General features: G+C 55.2%; 18 protein-coding genes. 1 reads left to right on the top strand and 17 read right to left on the bottom strand.

Features of this window, described 5'->3' with window-relative positions:
* Positions 1 to 14: 14 nt before the first annotated feature.
* The 15 genes from ftsZ to mraZ all read right to left on the bottom strand — a co-directional run bounded on the left by ftsZ (position 15) and on the right by mraZ (position 16,844).
* On the bottom strand, positions 15 to 1,169 hold the full coding sequence (gene ftsZ / locus ACI2J2_RS15720; RefSeq protein WP_004950150.1) for a cell division protein FtsZ: 1,155 nt from the start codon (positions 1,167 to 1,169) through the stop codon (positions 15 to 17).
* Between the two features lie 74 nt (positions 1,170 to 1,243).
* The gene (ftsA, locus tag ACI2J2_RS15715; RefSeq protein WP_004950148.1) at positions 1,244 to 2,500 is read right to left on the bottom strand and encodes a cell division protein FtsA; all 1,257 of its coding nucleotides are present in this window, start codon (positions 2,498 to 2,500) and stop codon (positions 1,244 to 1,246) included.
* The gene (gene ftsQ / locus ACI2J2_RS15710; protein ID WP_209635081.1) at positions 2,497 to 3,348 is read right to left on the bottom strand and encodes a cell division protein FtsQ; all 852 of its coding nucleotides are present in this window, start codon (positions 3,346 to 3,348) and stop codon (positions 2,497 to 2,499) included. The genes ftsA and ftsQ overlap by 4 nt, the downstream gene beginning before the upstream one ends.
* A gap of 1 nt (position 3,349) precedes the next feature.
* Complete coding sequence (locus ACI2J2_RS15705) at positions 3,350 to 4,270, bottom strand: D-alanine--D-alanine ligase (RefSeq protein WP_209635078.1); 921 nt, start codon at positions 4,268 to 4,270, stop codon at positions 3,350 to 3,352.
* Positions 4,260 to 5,738 carry a UDP-N-acetylmuramate--L-alanine ligase gene (gene murC, locus ACI2J2_RS15700; protein ID WP_209635076.1) on the bottom strand — a complete coding sequence of 493 codons (1,479 nt, stop codon included), beginning with the start codon at positions 5,736 to 5,738 and terminating at the stop codon, positions 4,260 to 4,262. Before murC ends, ACI2J2_RS15705 begins: the two co-directional genes overlap by 11 nt.
* An 83-nt stretch (positions 5,739 to 5,821) precedes the next feature.
* On the bottom strand, positions 5,822 to 6,886 hold the full coding sequence (gene murG, locus ACI2J2_RS15695; RefSeq protein ID WP_209635074.1) for an undecaprenyldiphospho-muramoylpentapeptide beta-N-acetylglucosaminyltransferase: 1,065 nt from the start codon (positions 6,884 to 6,886) through the stop codon (positions 5,822 to 5,824).
* A gap of 3 nt (positions 6,887 to 6,889) precedes the next feature.
* Entirely contained in the window at positions 6,890 to 8,092 is a 1,203-nt protein-coding gene (gene ftsW, locus ACI2J2_RS15690) for a cell division protein FtsW (RefSeq protein ID WP_209635072.1), read from the bottom strand.
* Positions 8,089 to 9,408: a UDP-N-acetylmuramoyl-L-alanine--D-glutamate ligase gene (gene murD / locus ACI2J2_RS15685; RefSeq protein ID WP_209635070.1), complete on the bottom strand. Its 1,320-nt coding sequence runs from the start codon at positions 9,406 to 9,408 to the stop codon at positions 8,089 to 8,091. Before murD ends, ftsW begins: the two co-directional genes overlap by 4 nt.
* A 2-nt stretch (positions 9,409 to 9,410) precedes the next feature.
* On the bottom strand, positions 9,411 to 10,493 hold the full coding sequence (mraY, locus tag ACI2J2_RS15680; protein WP_012005208.1) for a phospho-N-acetylmuramoyl-pentapeptide-transferase: 1,083 nt from the start codon (positions 10,491 to 10,493) through the stop codon (positions 9,411 to 9,413).
* A complete protein-coding gene (murF, locus tag ACI2J2_RS15675; protein WP_404760406.1) occupies positions 10,487 to 11,848 on the bottom strand; it encodes a UDP-N-acetylmuramoyl-tripeptide--D-alanyl-D-alanine ligase in 1,362 nt (453 codons plus the stop codon). The genes mraY and murF overlap by 7 nt, the downstream gene beginning before the upstream one ends.
* Entirely contained in the window at positions 11,845 to 13,332 is a 1,488-nt protein-coding gene (gene murE / locus ACI2J2_RS15670) for a UDP-N-acetylmuramoyl-L-alanyl-D-glutamate--2,6-diaminopimelate ligase (RefSeq protein WP_404760405.1), read from the bottom strand. The genes murF and murE overlap by 4 nt, the downstream gene beginning before the upstream one ends.
* The gene (locus ACI2J2_RS15665; RefSeq protein WP_209635064.1) at positions 13,319 to 15,082 is read right to left on the bottom strand and encodes a peptidoglycan glycosyltransferase FtsI; all 1,764 of its coding nucleotides are present in this window, start codon (positions 15,080 to 15,082) and stop codon (positions 13,319 to 13,321) included. Before ACI2J2_RS15665 ends, murE begins: the two co-directional genes overlap by 14 nt.
* Positions 15,083 to 15,124: 42 nt before the next feature.
* Positions 15,125 to 15,445: a cell division protein FtsL gene (gene ftsL, locus ACI2J2_RS15660; RefSeq protein ID WP_012005204.1), complete on the bottom strand. Its 321-nt coding sequence runs from the start codon at positions 15,443 to 15,445 to the stop codon at positions 15,125 to 15,127.
* Entirely contained in the window at positions 15,442 to 16,383 is a 942-nt protein-coding gene (gene rsmH, locus ACI2J2_RS15655) for a 16S rRNA (cytosine(1402)-N(4))-methyltransferase RsmH (protein WP_209635062.1), read from the bottom strand. The genes ftsL and rsmH overlap by 4 nt, the downstream gene beginning before the upstream one ends.
* 2 nt (positions 16,384 to 16,385) lie before the next feature.
* On the bottom strand, positions 16,386 to 16,844 hold the full coding sequence (mraZ, locus tag ACI2J2_RS15650; RefSeq protein WP_037420797.1) for a division/cell wall cluster transcriptional repressor MraZ: 459 nt from the start codon (positions 16,842 to 16,844) through the stop codon (positions 16,386 to 16,388).
* Between the two features lie 871 nt (positions 16,845 to 17,715).
* Between mraZ and ACI2J2_RS15645 the strand changes: the two genes are divergently transcribed.
* Complete coding sequence (locus ACI2J2_RS15645) at positions 17,716 to 18,156, top strand: L-alanine exporter AlaE (protein WP_209635060.1); 441 nt, start codon at positions 17,716 to 17,718, stop codon at positions 18,154 to 18,156.
* A 42-nt stretch (positions 18,157 to 18,198) separates the two neighbouring features.
* Here ACI2J2_RS15645 and cra read toward each other — a convergent pair whose 3' ends face one another.
* Both cra and ilvN read right to left on the bottom strand, forming a co-directional pair.
* On the bottom strand, positions 18,199 to 19,203 hold the full coding sequence (gene cra, locus ACI2J2_RS15640; RefSeq protein ID WP_020825201.1) for a catabolite repressor/activator: 1,005 nt from the start codon (positions 19,201 to 19,203) through the stop codon (positions 18,199 to 18,201).
* 340 nt (positions 19,204 to 19,543) lie between these two features.
* Complete coding sequence (ilvN, locus tag ACI2J2_RS15635; protein ID WP_004950121.1) at positions 19,544 to 20,035, bottom strand: acetolactate synthase small subunit; 492 nt, start codon at positions 20,033 to 20,035, stop codon at positions 19,544 to 19,546.
* Positions 20,036 to 20,037 lie beyond the last annotated feature (2 nt).

The raw sequence follows: 20,037 nt of genomic DNA, 5'->3' as shown, positions 1-20,037 counted from the left end.
TTCTCAGGATATTCTTAGTCTGCCTGCTTACGCAGGAAAGCAGGAATATCAAGATAGTCGGGCTCTTTATTAGGCTGCGCAGTCGGATCGTTAACTACCTTGGCGGCAGGTTTCACTTCCTGCGGCAACGGCGACATGCCGTGCTGCTGGTAGCGATGATCCATCACTGGCTGGCTAGCCTGTTTGTTGGTCACCAGCGTGATTTCTGGACGTTTGTCCATGCCGATACCCGTCGCAACCACGGTCACGCGCAGTTCGTCGTTCATTTCCGGATCCAATGAGGTACCGATAACCACGGTGGCATTGTCGGAAGCGAAAGCACGAATGGTGTTACCCACGGTTTCGAACTCATCCAGACGCAGGTCAAAGCCTGCGGTGATGTTGACCAGCACGCCGCGAGCACCGGACAGGTCGATGTCTTCCAGCAGTGGGCTGGAGATCGCCATTTCCGCCGCTTCTTCAGCACGGTCTTCACCGCAGGCAACGCCAGAACCCATCATCGCATAGCCCATTTCGGACATCACGGTGCGCACGTCAGCGAAGTCGACGTTCATCAGGCCTGGACGGGTGATCAGTTCGGCAATACCCTGCACCGCACCTTTCAGTACGTCGTTGGCCGCGCCGAACGCGTCCAGCAGAGAAATGCCACGACCCAGAACTTTCAACAACTTGTCGTTCGGGATAGTGATCAATGAGTCCACGTGTTTGGACAATTCTGCGATACCCTGCTCAGCGAATGCCATGCGTTTCTTGCCTTCAAAATTGAAAGGCTTAGTCACCACGGCCACTGTCAGAATACCCAAATCTTTAGCCACTTCAGCAACAACTGGCGCTGCACCTGTACCGGTACCGCCGCCCATGCCGGCTGCAATGAAGACCATGTCTGCACCATCCAGTGCGGCGCGCAGGGCTTCACGGTCTTCTTCCGCTGAATTGCGACCCACTTCAGGGTTCGCGCCTGCCCCCAGACCTTTGGTAATACCGCTACCGATCTGGATGGTTTGGCCAACTGCCGTTTTACGAAGCGCCTGAGCGTCTGTATTAACGGCAAAGAATTCAACACCTTCGATGCGCTCGCGCACCATGTGTTCAACGGCGTTGCCACCGCCACCGCCGACGCCGATGACTTTAATCACCGCGTCATTGGTTAGTTCCATTGGTTCAAACATAGTTTCTCTCCGTTTTGTGCCTGTCGCTGCGAGATCATAAAAAGATTACTCAGCATGATCTCTTTGTTGAAACATTAAAACTCTTTTCTCAGCCAGCTATTGATGCGTTTAAACCAATTGCCCACTGAGGCGCGTTTTTCTACTTCTGCCTCACCACTCAGGTGAGACTCTTTTCCATAGTGCAGCAGACCTACCGCCGTAGAGTAGTAAGGCTCCTGCGCATAATCCGTCAGACCCGTGATGTTCAAGGGTTGGCCGATGCGTACCTGGGTGTGGAACACCCGTTGCGCACAAGCTGCCAGGCCATCAATTTGGGCAGCGCCACCGGTCAGCACAATACCTGCTGCCAAATGATGCTTCACCCCTTGCTGACGCAGTTGCTCCTGCAATTGCAAAATTTCATCGTTAACCAGATTCAACAGTTCGGTGTAGCGTGGCTCAATAACTTCAGCCAGTGTCTGTCTTTGCAGACTACGAGGAGGACGCCCCCCAACGCTTGGCACCTCTACACTTTCATCCTTGCTAACAATCGACCCAAGCGCACAGCCGTGTCGAACTTTGATCGCTTCCGCATCTGTCGGCGGCGTGCCGAAGGCGTAGGCGATATCGCTGGTGACCACGTTCCCGGCGTAAGGGATCACTTTGGTGTGGCGCAACGCACCGCCGGTGTACACCGCCATATCCATGGTGCCGCCGCCGATATCCACCACACAAACACCGAGTTCGCGCTCATCTTCGGTCAGGACTGCATAGCTGGCAGCCAAACCGGCGAAAATAAGTTGGTCTACTTTCAGACCGCAACGTTCTACTGCTTTAACAATGTTCTTCGCCATGTCGTTATGACAGGTGATCAGATGCACCTTGGCTTGCATACGCACGCCGGACAACCCAACGGGGTTTTTGATGCCTTCCTGATAATCGATAGCGTATTCCTGAGGGATGACGTGCAGGATGCGGTGTTCGTCACGCACGCGTACCGATTTAGCGGTATGCACTACGTTCTCGACATCTTCCTGTGTCACTTCCTCTTCGGAAATAGGAACCATCCCTATTTCGTTCTGGCAACTGATGTGTTTACCCGATAATGCGAGGTAAACCGAAGAAATCTGACAATCAGCCATCAATTCGGCCTGATCGATAGCGCGCTGTACGCACTTCACTACCGACTCAAGGTCGTTAACGCCACCCTTATCCATACCGCGAGACGGGCAGCTGCCCACCCCGATAATGTTGACCATGCCATCGGGCAGAACTTCCCCTACTAATGCGGAGACTTTTGCAGTACCGATCTCCAGCCCAACTACCAGTTTTCTGTCCGTCGACTTGATCATTGTTGTTTTGCCTGTGCCTGATTCTGTTGCTGATTACTGTTTTGCTGATCGCCTGCTGCCTGCGGGTCGATAAACACTGGGGCCCAACCTACCGATGCGCCGGACTCATAACGTAAGTCGACATAGCTGACTCGCTTACTCTGAGCCTGCCCCTGCTGCTGCAATACCGGGTAAAGCTCGATAAAGCGCTGCAGGCGTCCGGTGCGATCGTCGCGTCCCAGCTCCAGCCGAACATCATTATCCAAAGCCAGCTGCCAGGAATGGCGGGCACTCATGGCCGCCATTTTCAGCGTATATTTGCTGGCTGCTAGCATGCTGCTCATGGCCCGATAACCTTCCAGAACATCCTGTTCGCTCCCTTCCGGACCATAGAGCAGCGGCAATTTTTGTTTGCCAATTCGTTCTGCTGGCACGCTGAAGGACTTGCCTTCGGCATCCACCATGTGCAAATCATTCCAGCGCGCTACCGGGACATATTCCACCAGGTGGATTTTCAGCTCATCCGGCCATTGCTTGCGCACGCTGGCCTGCTTGATCCACGGCAGGCGTTCAATCTGCTGCTGGATGATATCCACATCCTGCGTCATGAACGTACCCGGCGATCCCAACGCCAAAATTGCCTGGCGAATATCGTCGTTGGTGGTGTAGTGACGTTCACCGGTCACCACCAGTCGTGACAGCGGCAGGCGGCTGGCATCTTTCATCCAGCCAATCACCGCCCAGCCACTCCACAGGATCGTTCCCAACACCATCAGCAGGAAAATCATTCCCGCTAATTGGGTTCCATTGCTGCGGCGCGGGTTATTATCCACCTCGCGTTCACGCGCATTCAGGGCAGCTTGCGACATATCAGTCGGCCAATTCCAAAATTCTCGCTACCAGCTGCGAGAAGCTTAAACCAGATTGGCGCGCTGCCATCGGCACCAGGCTATGACTGGTCATGCCCGGCGAGGTATTCACCTCAAGCAGATAGAAGCTGCCATCGCTATCCTGCATCACATCCACGCGGCCCCAGCCGCTGCAGTCCAGCCCACGGTAGGCGCGTAACGCCAGAGCAGCCATTTCGGCTTCCTGTTCCGCCCCTAGGCCACTCGGACAGAAATACTGCGTATCGTCCGAAATATACTTGGCCTGATAGTCATAAAACACGCCAGCCGGTTGAATACGGATTGAAGGCAATACCTGATCGCCCAACATTGCAACCGTGTATTCCGGGCCGCTCAGCCACTTTTCGACCAGCACGTCGTCGTCATGGCGGAAAGCCTCTTCCAGCGCCCCTTCAAGAGTGGCACGCTCAGTGACTTTGCTCATGCCAACGCTCGATCCTTCACGACTCGGCTTGACGATCAGCGGTAGGCCCAGAGCGTCGATGCGAGCAATCAGCGCAGACTTCTCCGCACCAACATACTGCTTACGGTTCAGTGCCACATAAGGTGCCACCGGTAAACCCATCGACTGCCACACCATCTTGGTGCGCCATTTGTCCATGGTCAGTGCCGACGCCATCACGCCACTGCCGGTATAAGGGAGCTCAAGAAACTCCAGCATCCCCTGCAGAGTCCCGTCTTCACCACCGCGGCCATGCAGCGCGATAAATACTTTGGTAAACCCGTGCTCTTTCAGCTGGGTTACCGGGAAGTCACGAATATCGATGCCATGCGCATCAATACCGGCTTCACGTAATCCGGCCAGGACGGCGGCACCAGATTGCAATGACACTTCACGTTCAGCGGAGGTACCACCCAGCAGTACGGCAACTTTATCGGCCATGGTGTTCCTCCTCTTTTTTCTGCGGCTGCAGCTTAAGCTCGGCTAGTTTTCGAGCCACCTTGCCCACGTTACCGGCACCTTGCACCAATACCAGGTCATCTGCTTGCAGCAACTGCGCCAAGGTTTCCGGCACGGTGTCTGGATCGGAAACCAAAATCGGATCCAACTTGCCACGGCTGCGGATAGTGCGGCACAGCGATCGGCTGTCCGCCCCTGGGATTGCCGTTTCGCCCGCGGAGTACACGTCCAGCATCAACAGCACATCCACCTGCGACAATACGTTAGCAAAGTCGTCGTACAAATCACGGGTACGGGTATAACGATGCGGCTGGAAAATCATAACCAATCGTTTATCCGGCCAACCCGCGCGCGCTGCTTTCAGCGTAGCGTCCACTTCTGTTGGGTGGTGGCCATAATCGTCCACCAGCATTGCGGTACCCTCTTTGCCGTTAACCGGCGTCAGCGGGAACTCGCCCAAGAAATCGAAGCGGCGACCGGTGCCCTGGAAACCTGCCAGCGCACGCAGGATATCTGCGTCATCGATCCCTTCTTCTGTCGCTACCGCCACTGCCGCTGCCGCATTCAACGCATTGTGGCGACCCGGTGCATTCAAGGTCACCGTCAACAACGGCTTGTCCTGACGGTTCAGCGTAAAGTGGCCCTGTGGCCCAACCTGGCGATAGTTTTCGATGCGAACATCAGCGTCTTCGCTAAAACCGTAAGTGGTGATATGGCGACCCACACGCGGCAGCAATTCACGCACTACGGGGTCATCAACACACATCACCGCACGGCCGTAGAACGGCAGATTGTGCAAGAAATTAATAAACGTCTGCTTCAAGTTTTCGAAGTCGCCTTGGTAAGTCTCCATATGGTCGGCTTCGATATTGGTGACAATCGCCACCATCGGCTGCAGATGCAGGAACGACGCGTCGCTTTCATCCGCTTCCGCGATCAGATAACGGCTGGACCCCAGACGTGCATGGGTACCCGCCGCTTTCACCAGCCCACCGTTGACAAAGGTCGGATCCAGGCCAGCTTCAGCATAAATGCTCGATACCATTGCCGTGGTGGTGGTCTTGCCGTGCGTACCGGCCACGGCAATGCCGTGGCGGAAACGCATCAGTTCGGCCAGCATTTCCGCGCGGCGGATCACCGGAATACGCGCCTCACGCGCGGCAACAATTTCCGGGTTGTCGGCAGAGATGGCGGTAGAAACCACCACTACGCTGGCATCCAACACATTCTCCGGGCGGTGATGGAAGTAAATCGTCGCCCCGAGCGCACTCAACTGTTGGGTTACCGGGTTTGGCGCCAGGTCAGAACCGCTGATTTGATAACCTTCGTTAGCCAACACTTCGGCGATACCACCCATGCCGGCGCCACCGATGCCGACAAAGTGAATGTGCCGGACGCGTCGCATCTCGGGCACGATAGTACGTAGTTTCGCCAGTTGTTGTGTATTCATCACTCTCTCTAATCCGGGTCCGGCATACCGGGCCCCTACATGACATTCTTTAATTCAGGCCCGGTGTACCGAACCCCTGCATATTATTTAGCGACTCGCACCAGCTCCGCCGCTACGCGTTCAGTGGCGTCAGGAATGGCTACCGCGCGGGCCTTCTCGGCCATCGCCAGCAACGTCGGACGATCCCAGCTTGCCAGCAGCTCCGCCACCACATCGGCGTTGAACTGCGGCTGCTCGATAATCTTCGCCGCACCGGCTTCTTCCAGCGGACGGGCATTCCAATACTGTTGACGGTCTTTATGCTGGAATGGCACAAAGATCGCCGGCAGGCCTGCTGCTGCGATCTCACTGACGGTCAGAGCACCGGAACGGCACACCACAACATCAGCCCAGGCGTAAGCAGCGGCCATGTCATCAATAAACTCGGTCACCTTATGCTGTGTCTGCCCTACCCTCTCGTAGTCGCGCAGCACAGTTTCCAGAGCCCCTTTGCCCACCTGATGCCAGAGCGTTATTTTATCGCCCAATCTCGCTGCGACTTCAGGAACTGTCTGATTCAGCACCCGAGCCCCCTGACTTCCGCCAATCACCAACACACGAATCGGCCCTTCACGCCCGTTCAGTCGCTCTGCCGGTAGCGGCAATGCCAGTACATCGGTACGGACTGGGTTACCCACAACCGCCGCGTTCGGAAACGCACCAGGGAACGCCTGCAAAACGGTTTTGGCAATGCGCGCCAACCAGCGGTTGGTCAGGCCAGCAATGCCGTTTTGCTCATGCAGCACCACCGGAATGCCGCACATCCATGCAGCCAAACCGCCGGGGCCAGAAACATAACCGCCCATGCCCAGCACCACGTCCGGCTGGTAACTGCGCATAATCGCTTTCGCTTGGCGTACAGCATGCCAGATACGCAGTGGTGCGCTCAGCTGGGCTTTCAGCCCTTTGCCGCGCAGGCCAGAAATACGGATGAAATCAATCTCGATCCCGTGCTTTGGCACCAGATCGGCTTCCATTCGGTCTGCGGTTCCAAGCCAGCGCACCTGCCAGCCTTGCGCCATCAGATGATGAGCGACCGCCAGCCCCGGGAACACGTGCCCGCCGGTACCGCCTGCCATCACCATTAAACGCTTAGGTTTCCCGCTCATCCCTTACCTCTTCACAAACGCCTGGGCTTTAGCCAGACGCGTTTCATAATCAATACGCAACAACAGCACGATTGCCGTCGACATAATTAACAGGCTCGAACCACCGTAGCTTATCAGCGGCAACGTCAGACCTTTGGTCGGCAACATACCGGCTGCGGCACCAACGTTTACTAACGCCTGGAAGCTAAACCACACGCCAATTGAACAGGCCAAAAAGCCGGAAAAGCGCTGATCCAGCTCCAACGCGCGGCGGCCAATCGACATCGCACGAAAAGCGACGCAGAATACCATTAACAATGCGAAAACCACACCGATATAGCCCAGTTCTTCGCCTAAAATCGAGAAGATAAAGTCGGTGTGTGCTTCCGGCAAATACTCAAGTTTCTGCACCGAATTGCCCAGCCCTTGCCCCCAGAATTCACCGCGACCAAAGGCCATCAGAGACTGAGTCAACTGGTAACCGCTGCCGAACGGATCGGCCCAGGGATTCCAGAACGACGTCACACGACGCATACGGTAAGGTTCTGCAATGATCAGCAGCACCACCGCAAAAGCACCGGAGCCGATAATCGCCAGGAACTGCCACATTTTGGCACCGGCCAGGAACAGCATCGCCAACGTAGTGATAAACAGCACCACCACCGTACCGAGGTCTGGCTGTGCCAACAGCAACACGGCCAACACGACCATGACGCCCATCGGTTTGCAGAAGCCCCAGAAGTTGCTACGCACCTCTTCAACCTTACGGACCAGATAGCTCGCCAGATAACAGAACAGCGACAGCTTGGACAGCTCCGCCGGCTGAATACGCAACGGTCCCAGCGCGATCCAACGCGATGCCCCGTTTACCGAGCTACCCACCACCAATACGATCAACAGCATCACAATCGACATCAACAGCATGACATTGCTGTAGCGCTGCCAGACTTCCATCGGAATACGCAGCGTCACCATCGACAAGCCAAACGCCAACCCGAGATACAAGGCATCACGCTTCGCGAACAGGAAAGGATCGTCCGCCAGACGTTGGCCGATCGGCATTGACGCCGACGTCACCATCACAAAACCGACAATGGCTAACCCGAAGGTCAGCCATAACAGGGTACGGTCATACAGCACCATATTGACCGAGTCGTTATCGCGCGAACCTGCGACCCAGTTCTTAAACAGCTCAGTCAGCCCGAAGTTCGGCAAGCGTAGTCTCATCCGCCGAGCTCCTGTGCCAAGCGGGCGAACTCGTCACCGCGCACTTCAAAATTACGGAACTGGTCCAGGCTGGCACACGCCGGTGACAACAGCACCATATCGCCAGATTGCACCCGGCCGGCAATCGCCTGCATCGCCTGCTCCATGGTATCGGTCAGCGTAGCGACCTCCGGCCGCAGTTGCGCTAACTGCTCACCGTCACGACCAAAGCAGTACAGACGGACATTATCGCCTTGCAGGTACCGCGCCAACGGGGAGAAATCGGCAGATTTACCATCACCACCCAGCAACAGGTGAAGTGTCCCATCCACCTGCAAACCATTCAGCGCCGCTTCGGTACTGCCAACATTGGTTGCTTTAGAATCATTGATCCAGCGTACGCCGTTATGTTCCCATGCCAGTTGGAAGCGGTGCGCCAATCCGGTAAAGGTCGTTAACGCCTTCAGGCTGGAAGCCCGTGGGATATTCACCGCATCAGCCAATGCCAACGCTGCCAGCGCATTGGTATAGTTATGACGGCCGGTCAGCTTCATCTCGCGCGTGTTTAAAATTTTCTCTCCGCGAACCCGTAGCCAAGTCTCGCCCTGCTGACGGTTCAGGTGATAATCACCCACATCCGCACCAAAGCTAACGCAGCGCTCATCAGCACCGCGCACAGGCATGGTCAGCGCATCGTCCGCGTTCACCACGCAGACTTCCGCATTTTCATAGACACGCAGCTTGGCGGCACGGTACTGCTGCAGGCCAAACGGGTAGCGATCCATATGATCTTCGGTGACATTCAAAATGGTCGCTGCAGTCGCATGCAGGCTGGACGTGGTTTCCAGTTGGAAGCTCGACAGCTCCAGCACATACAGTTGGCACTCTTGGCGTAACAGGCTCAGTGCAGGCAGCCCGATATTGCCGCCGACGCCCACCGCCCAACCGGCTGCTTTTGCCATCTCGCCCACCAGGGTGGTAACCGTGCTTTTGCCGTTGGAACCCGTGATGGCAACGATCGGTGCCTGGGCTTCGCGGCAAAACAGCTCAACATCGCCAACGACTTCAACGCCAGCGTCCACCGCAGCGCTCAACGCCGGGGTCGCCAACGCCATGCCCGGGCTGGCGACGATCAAATCCGCCGCCAACAGCCAGTCCTGATGCAAATCGCCCAGATGGCGCTCTACGCTGTCGGGCAGCTTATCCAGCCCTGGCGGTGATACGCGGGTATCCATAACGCGTGGCGTCACGCCGCGCGCCATAAAGAAATCAACACAAGACAGGCCGGTGAGGCCCAACCCGATGATGACAACTTTTTTACCCTGATAGTCTGCCATGATTACCGCACCTTCAGCGTCGCCAGGCCAATCAGCACCAGCATCAGCGAAATAATCCAGAAGCGCACGATCACGCGTGGTTCCGGCCAGCCTTTCAATTCATAGTGGTGGTGAATCGGTGCCATACGGAAAATACGTTGCCCGCGCAGCTTGAACGATCCCACCTGCAAAATGACCGACAGCGTTTCAACCACGAACACGCCGCCCATAATCAGTAACAGGAACTCCTGGCGCAGCAGCACCGCAATGGTGCCCAGTGCGCCGCCCAATGCCAGTGAACCGACATCGCCCATGAAGACTTGAGCCGGGTAGGTGTTGAACCACAAGAAGCCCAGGCCAGCACCGACAATGGCGGTACAGACAATCACAAGCTCACCGGCGTGGCGCAGATACGGAATGTGCAGGTAGTTGGCGAAGTTCATGTTACCGGTCGCCCAAGCCACCAGCGCAAAGCCCGCGGCGACGAACACCGTTGGCATAATCGCCAAGCCATCCAGCCCATCGGTCAGGTTGACCGCATTGCTGGTCCCCACAATCACAAAGTACGCCAGCAACACGTATAACAGGCCGAGTTGCGGCATTATGTCCTTAAAGAACGGCACAACCAGCTCGGTGGCTGGCGTGTCTTTTCCTACGGCATACATGGCGAAAGCAACCACCAGCGCAATCACCGATTGCCAGAAGTATTTCCAACGTGCAATCAGCCCCTTGGTGTCTTTGCGTACTACCTTGCGATAGTCATCAACAAAACCAACGATGCCATATCCCACCAGTACGAACAGCACGCACCACACGTAAGGGTTGGACGGGTAAGCCCACATCAAGACTGAAACAGTGATGGAGGTCAGAATCATGATGCCGCCCATGGTCGGCGTACCACGTTTGCTGAAATGCGACTCTGGGCCGTCGTTACGCACGACCTGGCCAAAGGACATTTCCTGCAGGCGTTTAATCACCCGCGGCCCCATCCACAGGGAAAGGAACAGCGCGGTCAGCAGGCTGACAATGGCTCGGAACGTCAGGTAGGAAAAGACGTTGAAGCCGGAATAATATTTGACCAAATGCTCGGCCAGCCAAACTAACATGGTGCTTTCTCCTGTAACGCGCGTACTACCTGCTCCATTGCGGCACTACGTGAACCCTTGATTAACACGGTAATTACCGCATGTTCTGACAGTAATTCCGCCACGCGCGCGATCACTGCTGCCTTATCCTGAAAATGTTCGCCGTTACCGGAGGCATCAATCAGCGCCTGGCTTAACGGCCCCACACCCAGCACTTTATCGACTCCCGCCATCCGAGCAGCTTCGCCCACCTGACGGTGACATTCTTCAGCTTCCGCCCCTAACTCTGCCATATCCCCAACCACCATCACCCGGTAGCCGGGCATTTCTGCCAGTACCTGCGCTGCAGCGGTCATGGAACCGACGTTGGCGTTATAGCTGTCATCGAGCAGCAGTTGATGTTCAGAAAGCGCAATCGGGAACAAACGCCCCGGTACTGCCTGTAAATTTGTTAACCCTTGACGCACAGCCTCAAGCGATGCGCCTGCCGACATGGCCAGCGCCGCTGCGGCCAACGCATTGGCGACGTTATGACGGCCCGGCAGCGGCAGCGCGATAGGCGCGGTACCGAATGGGCTGTGCAGCGTAAACTGCGTCCCCTTGCCATTCACCTGCACATCGCTGGCGAAGAAATCGACACCTTCCGCCGCCTGCGGTGAGAAACGCCAGACGGTTTTGCCGCTCAGCGTGCTCTGCCAGTGTGGCCAGTCGTTATTGTCGGCGTTGATGATCCCCACGCCGTCAGCCGGCAAACCGGCAAAGATTTCGCCTTTTGCCTGGGCGACGCCGGCCAAAGAGCCGAAGCCTTCCAGGTGCGCAGCTGCCAGGTTATTCACCAGAGCCGTCTGTGGACAGGTTAATGCCGTGGTGTAAGCAATCTCGCCAATATGGTTCGCGCCCAGCTCAATCACGGCAAAGTCATGCTGCGGTTGCAAACGCAGCAGCGTCAACGGCACACCAATGTCATTGTTGAAATTACCGGCGGTATAGAGCACCTCACCGCACTCACGCAAAATGGCCGCCGCCATTTCTTTCACCGAGGTCTTGCCCGATGAGCCGGTTAGCGCCACGACGCGGGTGGGCACCTGTTGGCGTACCCATGCTGCGAGCCGCCCCAATGCCAAACGCGTGTCTTTCACCACCAGTTGCGGAACATCCACCATTAAGCGCTTACTGACCAACAAAGCACCCGCACCTGCGGCAACCGCATCAACAGCAAAATCGTGCGCGTCGAAACGCTCACCTTTCAATGCCACAAACAGGCAACCAGCGGTCACCTGACGGGTATCTGTCGTCACCTCAACGATTTGGCAATCGGCGCCGATCAACTCAGCGTCCAATACATCGGCCAGTGTCCGAAGGGAGACAGGAATCATGCCAGTACCCCCAGAAGACGTGCGACGGTGGTACGATCGGAGTAATCCAGACGGCGATTTCCAACCAGTTGGTAGTCCTCGTGGCCTTTGCCTGCCACCAACACCACATCGTGTTCTTTTGCTTGCATAATGGCGCTGGTGACCGCTTCAGCGCGGCCATGGATGACCAAGGCGCTCCCTGCGTCCAGCAGTCCAGTCAAAATATCTTTGATGATCGCTTGCGGTTCTTCGGTACGCGGGTTGTCGTCGGTCACGACCACACGATCGGCAAATTGCTCAGCAATGCCGCCCATCAACGGACGTTTGCCTTTGTCGCGATCGCCGCCGCAGCCGAAGACACACCACAATTGCCCTGCGCAGTGCAGACGTGCGGCTTCCAGCGCTTTTTCCAGCGCGTCTGGAGTGTGGGCATAATCAACCACGACTGTCGGTTTACCCGGTGCGTTAAACACTTCCATACGGCCACAAACCGGTTGCAGCTCGTGGCCGGTTGCCACTAACTTGTCCAGCGGATAACCCAGCGACAACAGGGTTGCCAATGCCAACAAGAAGTTACTGACGTTGAAAGCGCCCATCAGACGGCTTTCAATCTGACCATCACCCCAACTTGAGCTGAAGTGGATAGTGGCACCGTTATCGTGATAATTGACGGAGGTCGTTTTCAACCAACGGCCATGGCAACCTGGCTGCAGATTATCCTGCATGGTCACGGCGACCGCGTCCGGCAACTTACTCAGCCAGCGCTGACCAACTTCGTCATCCGCATTAATAATCGCCTGGCCCACTTCGTGGCTCGCGAACAGCGACCACTTGGCCGCTTCGTAATTGGCCATGTCACCGTGGTAATCCAGGTGGTCACGGCTCAGGTTGGTGAATACCGCAGCAGCAAACGGCAGCGCCGCCACGCGGTTTTGCACCAACCCGTGAGAAGAAACTTCCATCGCAGCGAAGGTGGCGCCGCGATCGACCAGCTCGTTTAGCACGTGTTGAACATCTACCGCAGAGCCGGTGGTATTCTCGGTTGGGCACACTTGGCCCAGCAAGCCATTACCAACGGTACCCATTACGGCGCTGGTTTCACCCAGCAGCTGGCCCCACTGAGCCAGCAATTGAGTCGTGGTGGTCTTGCCGTTGGTACCGGTAACGCCGACCAAGCGCAGACGCTCCGCCGGTTCATGGTAAAAACGCCCGGCCAGTGCGGACAGACGTTGATTGAGTTGGCTCAGATAAATCACCGGCACGCCATGCATTTCCGTGATAGCGCCGTCTTCTGCCTGTCCTTCGGCTTCGGCAATCACAGCGGCAACACCCTGCGCGATAGCCTGCGGAATATAGCGGCGTCCATCCGTCTGATGGCCGACAACGGCGACAAACAGATCCCCGGCAGCCGCAATACGGCTGTCTAATGTCATTTCCCGCAGCGCGCGCCCGGGCGCCGTCGGCACCCACGGAGCGAGTAAGTCGCGCAAATTACGATCGGCCACCTGAACCCTCTTTTCTGTTAATTACAAAATCGCTTTTCTCTGTGGTGGGCAACGCATCCGGTTCAACGTTCATGGTGCGTAATACGCCCCCCATGATCGCGCCAAACACCGGTGCGGAGATCGCACCACCGTAGTATTTCCCACCCTGCGGGTCATTGATCACCACCACCAGAGCGAAACGGGGATTACTGGCTGGCGCAACGCCAGCGGTATAAGCGATGTATCTATTGACGTATTGACCGTCCGGGCCAACCTTTTTGGCGGTACCGGTTTTGATGGCGATACGGTAGCCCTTGATCGCGGCTTTCACCCCACCGCCGCCCGGTAAGGCAACGCTTTCCATCATGTGTACGACGGTGCGCACCAGAGGCTCAGGGAAGACACGCTCACCGGCAACCGGTGGATCAACTTTGGTAATCGACAGCGGACGATAAACGCCCAGACTGCCGATCGTTGCGTAGACTCGCGCTAACTGTAACGGGGTTACCATTAGCCCATAGCCGAAAGAGAAGGTGGCCCTCTCTATGTCAGACCACCGTTGTTTTTTTGGGTATATGCCACTGCTTTCTCCGACCAGCCCCAAATTGGTCGCTTTTCCCAATCCAAAACGAGAGTAAGTATCTACTAACGCTGAGGACGGCATCGATAACGCCAGCCGTGAAACGCCGACGTTACTCGACTTCTGCAAGACCCCGGTCAGGGAGAGTTCCGCGTAACGCGCAACGTCCCTGATTTCCTTGCCGTTGATACGGTAAGGGACGGTATTCAGCACGCTGTTTTCTTTCACAATGCCGTGCTGCAATGCCGTCATGACCACCATGGGTTTCACGGTGGATCCAGGCTCAAAAATATCGGTGATAGCACGGTTACGCATGGTTTCTTTCGGCGTACCGGCCATATTGTTCGGGTTGTAAGAGGGGCTGTTGGCCATCGCCAACACTTCGCCGGTGTTCACATCCACCAGTACCGCGGTACCAGATTCAGCCTTGTTGAACGCCACAGCGTTGTTCAGCTCACGATAAACCAGCGCTTGCAGGCGCTCATCAACACTCAGGACCAGGTTATGCGCGGCCTGGCTGTCAACTGAAGAGATGTCTTCAATCACTCGGCCATAACGGTCTTTACGCACGGTCCTTTCGCCCGGTTGCCCGGTCAGCCAGCGATCGAAGCTCTTCTCAACGCCTTCAATCCCCTGCCCGTCAATGTTGGTTACGCCGATAATATGCGAAGTCACCTGGCCGGAAGGATAGTAGCGCCGTGATTCCTGACGTAGATAAATCCCCGGCAGTTTCAGTTTGTGAATGTAATCGCCGATCGCCGGGTTTACCTGGCGCGCCAGATAGACAAAGCGCCCCTTGGGGTTAGCATTAATGCGGGTAGAAAGCTGATCCAGCGGGATATTCAGCGCATCAGACAGCGCCTTCCAACGGCTGTCCAGCGTAATGCCACCGCGCTCATTCAGTTCTTTCGGATCAGCCCAGATAGCATTTACCGGGACACTTACCGCCAACGGACGGCCTGAGCGATCGCTGATCATACCGCGTGACGTCGGGACTTCCTGCACGCGCAGTGAACGCATGTCGCCTTCTTTCACCAGGCGGTCTGGGTTAATCACCTGCAAATAAGCCACGCGCAGCATCAACCCTACCAACGCCAGCAAAATACAGCCGCACAGCAACGCAAAACGCCAGCTTACAAAGCTGGCTTGATCTTCCTGGCGTTTCAACTTACCGGGCCGTGCTGCTTTCATGCGTTCCCTTTCTACTCCGTGTAATGATTTCAGTTAAACCATTCATTGTTTAACGATGATATTTTCCTGCGATGGATCAACATGTTGCATCTGCAGTTTTTCAGTAGCGATACGCTCTACCCGACTGTGATCCCCAAGAGCATTCTCTTCCAGAATCAGGTTGCGCCACTCAATGTCCAGAGCGTCTCTCTCTAAAACAAGCTGTTCGCGTTCGGCGGTCAATAAACGCGTGCGGTGCGCGGTGGTCACCACGAACACCGCAGATACCAGCGAAGCAATCAGCAAAATCAATGGGATCTTGGCGTTGCGCAGCAAATCACCGCCAATGACCCCGACCAAACCGTGACGCTCGTTACCAATCACGCTGACATCCTCTCGGCAATACGCAGCACCGAGCTGCGCGCACGTGGGTTTTCTGCGACTTCGGCATCGCCAGGCATCATCTTGCCCAGCGCCTTGAGCGTGCGCCCACCCATGCTGCGCAGCTGCTCTTCAGTCAGCGGAATACCCGCAGGTACCTGAGCACCGCGGCTATGATGGCGCATGAAGCGTTTAACAATGCGATCTTCTAACGAGTGGAAGCTGATGACAGACAGGCGTCCCTGTGGTGCCAGTACTTCCAACGCGCCGTCCAGCGCACGTTCAATCTCTTCCAGTTCACTGTTGATATAGATGCGGATCGCCTGGAAACTGCGGGTTGCCGGATGCTTATGCTTATCCCGGAACGGGCTGGCATTGGCGATCAAATCAGCCAGTTCTTTGGTTCGTGTCATTGGCTCAACGAGGTTTCTTTCTACGATGGCGCGAGCAATGCGCTTGGCGAAACGCTCTTCACCGAAGGTTTTCAACACCCAGGCAATGTCGTCTGCTTCTGCTTTCATCAACCATTCAGCAGCCGACTGGCCGCTCGATGAGTCCATGCGCATATCCAGCGGACCGTCACGCATGAAGGAAAATCCGCGTTCTGCGTCATCAAGCTGTGGGGAAGAAACGCCCAGGTCGAGCAAAATACCGTCAATCTGCCCCACTAATTCGCGTTCCCGCACATAGTGTGACAAATCGGAGAAGGGGCCGTGTACGATGCTAAAACGAGGATCTTCAATAGACTTGGCGGCTGCAATCGCCTGTGGGTCGCGGTCAATTGCCAGCAAACGTCCTTCCGGCCCTAGCTGGGACAGAATCAGACGCGAATGACCACCGCGGCCAAAAGTACCGTCGATATATATGCCGTTACTGCGAATATTGAGGCCGTTAACCGCCTCATCCAACAGTACGGTAGTGTGTTTGTAATTTTCCAACATGCTTATAGCGACAAGTCCTGTAGCCGCTCAGACAACGGTTCCTGAGTCGACTGTTCTGCGTCAATATCATCCTTGACTTGTTGATACCAGGTCTGTTCATCCCACAGCTCAAACTTGTTGAACTGCCCGACCAGCATCACTTCTTTTGTAAGCCCGGCGTGCTGACGTAGCGTAGTGGCTAACAACAACCGACCGGCACTGTCCATCTGACACTCACTGGCATGTCCCAACAACAGGCGCTGAACGCGGCGCTCGGCGGGATTCATACTCGACAGACGGGATAACTTTTGTTCAATAATTTCCCATTCGGGCAGTGGATAAAGCAGCAGGCAGGGCTGGTGGAGGTCAATGGTACAGACCATTTGGCCTTGCGATTGCTCGTTCAGCAAATCCCGATAACGGGTCGGTACGGCAAGCCGCCCTTTGCTGTCGAGGTTAACCATCGTTGCTCCACGGAACATTCCTGAGTTACCCCTTCACGACCGTTTTCACCACTTTACCCCACAAATTCCCACATAATGGAGTTTACGGAGGGTATGAAAACCTTGTCAAGCCAGAGCGCCAGCGCTTTGGCAATATTTCTTCAGTCATTTTGGGAGCTAGCTCGCGAAAGGAACGCGATTTATTAGATGATTAAAAATTAACATCATGATAAACGGGGAGAATTTTCTAAGCGGAAAGAACGTGATTAAAAACCTGACAAATCGGCGATTAATTAACTCAATACTTCCTTCTGCAATCGATGTCTCATTTTTCAGCTCGGCAATCACAGCCCTGTAACCCCGCGCGAGCCGCAGCGGGCAAGGCCCAGCGTCACCTCACCCTAAAGGTAAAATATGTCATAAGCTATTGAGTTAATAACGCTCAATGGTTATTTCACCCCAAGACGGGCGCTATTTTACTTCAATTAATGCGCCAGTGATCAGTCCGGCAGGAAAATAAATCACTCGGATATTACGAGGCGAGCCAATTCCGATTTAAATCAATTTAGTAAGATTATTCTCAAAACACCTGTTTACAATTATGGTTTCATTTCCTTACATCATTTATTCCCACAATTTTTAGTGAGAATAATTGCCTCGTGACCAAAACCAACACAACTCATTGTTTTTTATTGAATAGTTAGAATGCATCCCTTTTTAATCCCTTCGCGCCATATTCTTCTCCATTCTCTCAGCACAAAAACCACACAAGGCACTCAAATAAAAATATTCGACTACTTAATCAACGCATGACGAAAGCGTAAACTACATAAAGAATTAAAAACCAGATTTAACAACTAAAAATTAAATAATTAACAGAACATTAACCAATAATCACGGAGATTGCATTATGCTTTCGCCTGTCCCACATTGGCGTAGCGCCGCCGCCGATACCTTTGCACTGGTGGTGTACTGTTTCATTGCCGGTATGGCAATAGAAATTCTGGTATCCGGCATGAGTTTCCAGCAGTCGCTTTCATCTCGTTTGCTGTCGATCCCCGTCAATATCCTGATCGCCTGGCCTTATGGCCGCTATCGTGATGCCTTTATCGGCGTCGCCAAACGCCTTCGCGGCCATCCTTTTTTACTGCGCAACCTTGCCGACTTGCTGGCCTATGTCAGTTTCCAATCGCCGGTTTACGCGGCCATATTGTGGAGTGTGGGTGCCGACGGACAGCAAATCATGACGGCAGTAGCCAGCAACGCGGTGGTTTCAATGGCGATGGGCGTGGTGTATGGCTACTTTCTCGAATATTGCAGAAAGTTGTTCAGAGTGGCGGGGTACGTATAAAGGGATTCGGCAAGAGTGCGAAACAGCACTCCTGCCTGAAGATTATTTCCGGCTCAGGCTACCGCGGCGGAAAAGATTACGACGAATTCGCGTCAGACCTGGTTTAGGTTTACGTGGTTCATCCAGGCTGGCCAAGACCAGCTCCAGCACGCGTTCGGCCACATCCCGGTGCCGCTGCGCAACCGCCAAGACAGGGCATTCAAGGAAGTCCAACAGCTCATGATCGCCAAAGGTGGCGATGGCCAGATCGGTCGGCAAGCGGCCACGTTGTTTCAGCGTGACGTCCATCACCCCTTGCAACAAAGAGAATGAAGTGGTGAACAATGCTTGTGGCATTGGATGCGTTTTCAGCCATTCGGCAAACAATACCCCCGCAGCTTCACGTTCATAGCTGTTGGCATACAGATAATCGACGTGCCGTTCGTCATCCTGCCAGGCCTGGCGGAAGCCTTGTTCACGCAGGAAGCTAACGGAAAGCTCCGGCAGCGCCCCCAAATACAGAACGGACTCTGCCGGGAAGGTACGCAGTTCCTGCGCCAACGCGAAAGAGTCTTCTTGGTCAGCCCCGACAACGCTAATGAAGTGTTCGCGATCCAACGCCCGGTCCAAAGCGATAATCGGCAAGGGATCGTTAGCCCAACGCTGATAGAACGGATGCTCCGGTGGCAAGGCGGTGGAAACGATAAGCGCATCGACCTGACGTTGCAGCAGGTGCTCAATACAGCGCATTTCGTTATCCGGCTGATCTTCCGAACAGGCAATCAGCAACTGGTAGCCGCGTTGACGCGCCTGGCGCTCCAGATAGTTGGCAATCCGGGTATAGCTGGTATTTTCCAGATCCGGTATCACCAAACCGATTGAACGGGTCCGCCCAGCGCGTAATCCTGCCGCGACGGCATTTGGGTGATAGTTGTGCTCCCTGACCACGGCCATCACTTTTTCGACGGTTTTATCGCTGACACGATACTGCTTCGCCTTGCCGTTGATGACATAACTGGCCGTGGTGCGCGAAACGCCTGCGAGACGCGCGATTTCATCCAGTTTCACGTTAACCCCTTTTGACGCTAAAAATAGAAGTGAAAGCGATACCCGTCATACTTGAAACTGCCCCTGCGTTGACTACGCTCACTTACCCGAATCACTTACCACAGTAAGCTCATCGGGATGCGTTCCCTTGCCGCCTTGATGCAGCTCCAATTATCTTGGGTATATACTTGGATTAACCATCGCATCCTGTGCGGGTATTCAATCCAGCCTCTGCGATCTAACAGCAGAAAACACTGCTGAGCAACCGCTTTTGCCGAAAGGTGCCAGCAAACAGGCAAAAAACACCGAAAAACAAAGGGCGCAGCCCGTGCCGCGCCCCTAAATCCTACTACGTCGAACTTCAACGCATGATTTTGTCGCCACGCGACACGCCAACCACACCGGAGCGCGCCACCTCAACGATCTCGGCCACCTCACGCACCGCGTTAAGGAAAGCATCCAGCTTATCGCTGGTACCGGCCAACTGAACGGTGTAAAGCGTGGCGGTGACATCAACGATTTGGCCGCGGAAAATATCAGCGCAGCGCTTCACTTCTTCACGGCCATAACCGCTGGCTTGTAACTTCACCAACATGATTTCACGTTCAACGTGTGCACCCTGCACCAGTTCGCTAACGCGCAGCACGTCGACCAGCTTATGCAGTTGCTTTTCGATCTGCTCTAGCACTTTCTCATCACCGACGGTTTGAATCGTCATGCGTGAGAGCGTGGGATCGTCAGTCGGTGCAACCGTCAGGCTTTCGATGTTGTAACCACGCTGAGAAAACAACCCCACCACACGCGATAACGCACCAGACTCGTTTTCCAGCAATACAGATAAAATACGGCGCATGA

It is taken from the genome of Serratia sp. NPDC087055, from assembly GCF_044900985.1.
In the GTDB taxonomy this organism is placed as follows: Bacteria; Pseudomonadota; Gammaproteobacteria; order Enterobacterales; family Enterobacteriaceae; genus Serratia.
Note: the sequence above shows the minus strand (reverse complement) of the source record. Positions and strands in the feature narration are given on the sequence as shown.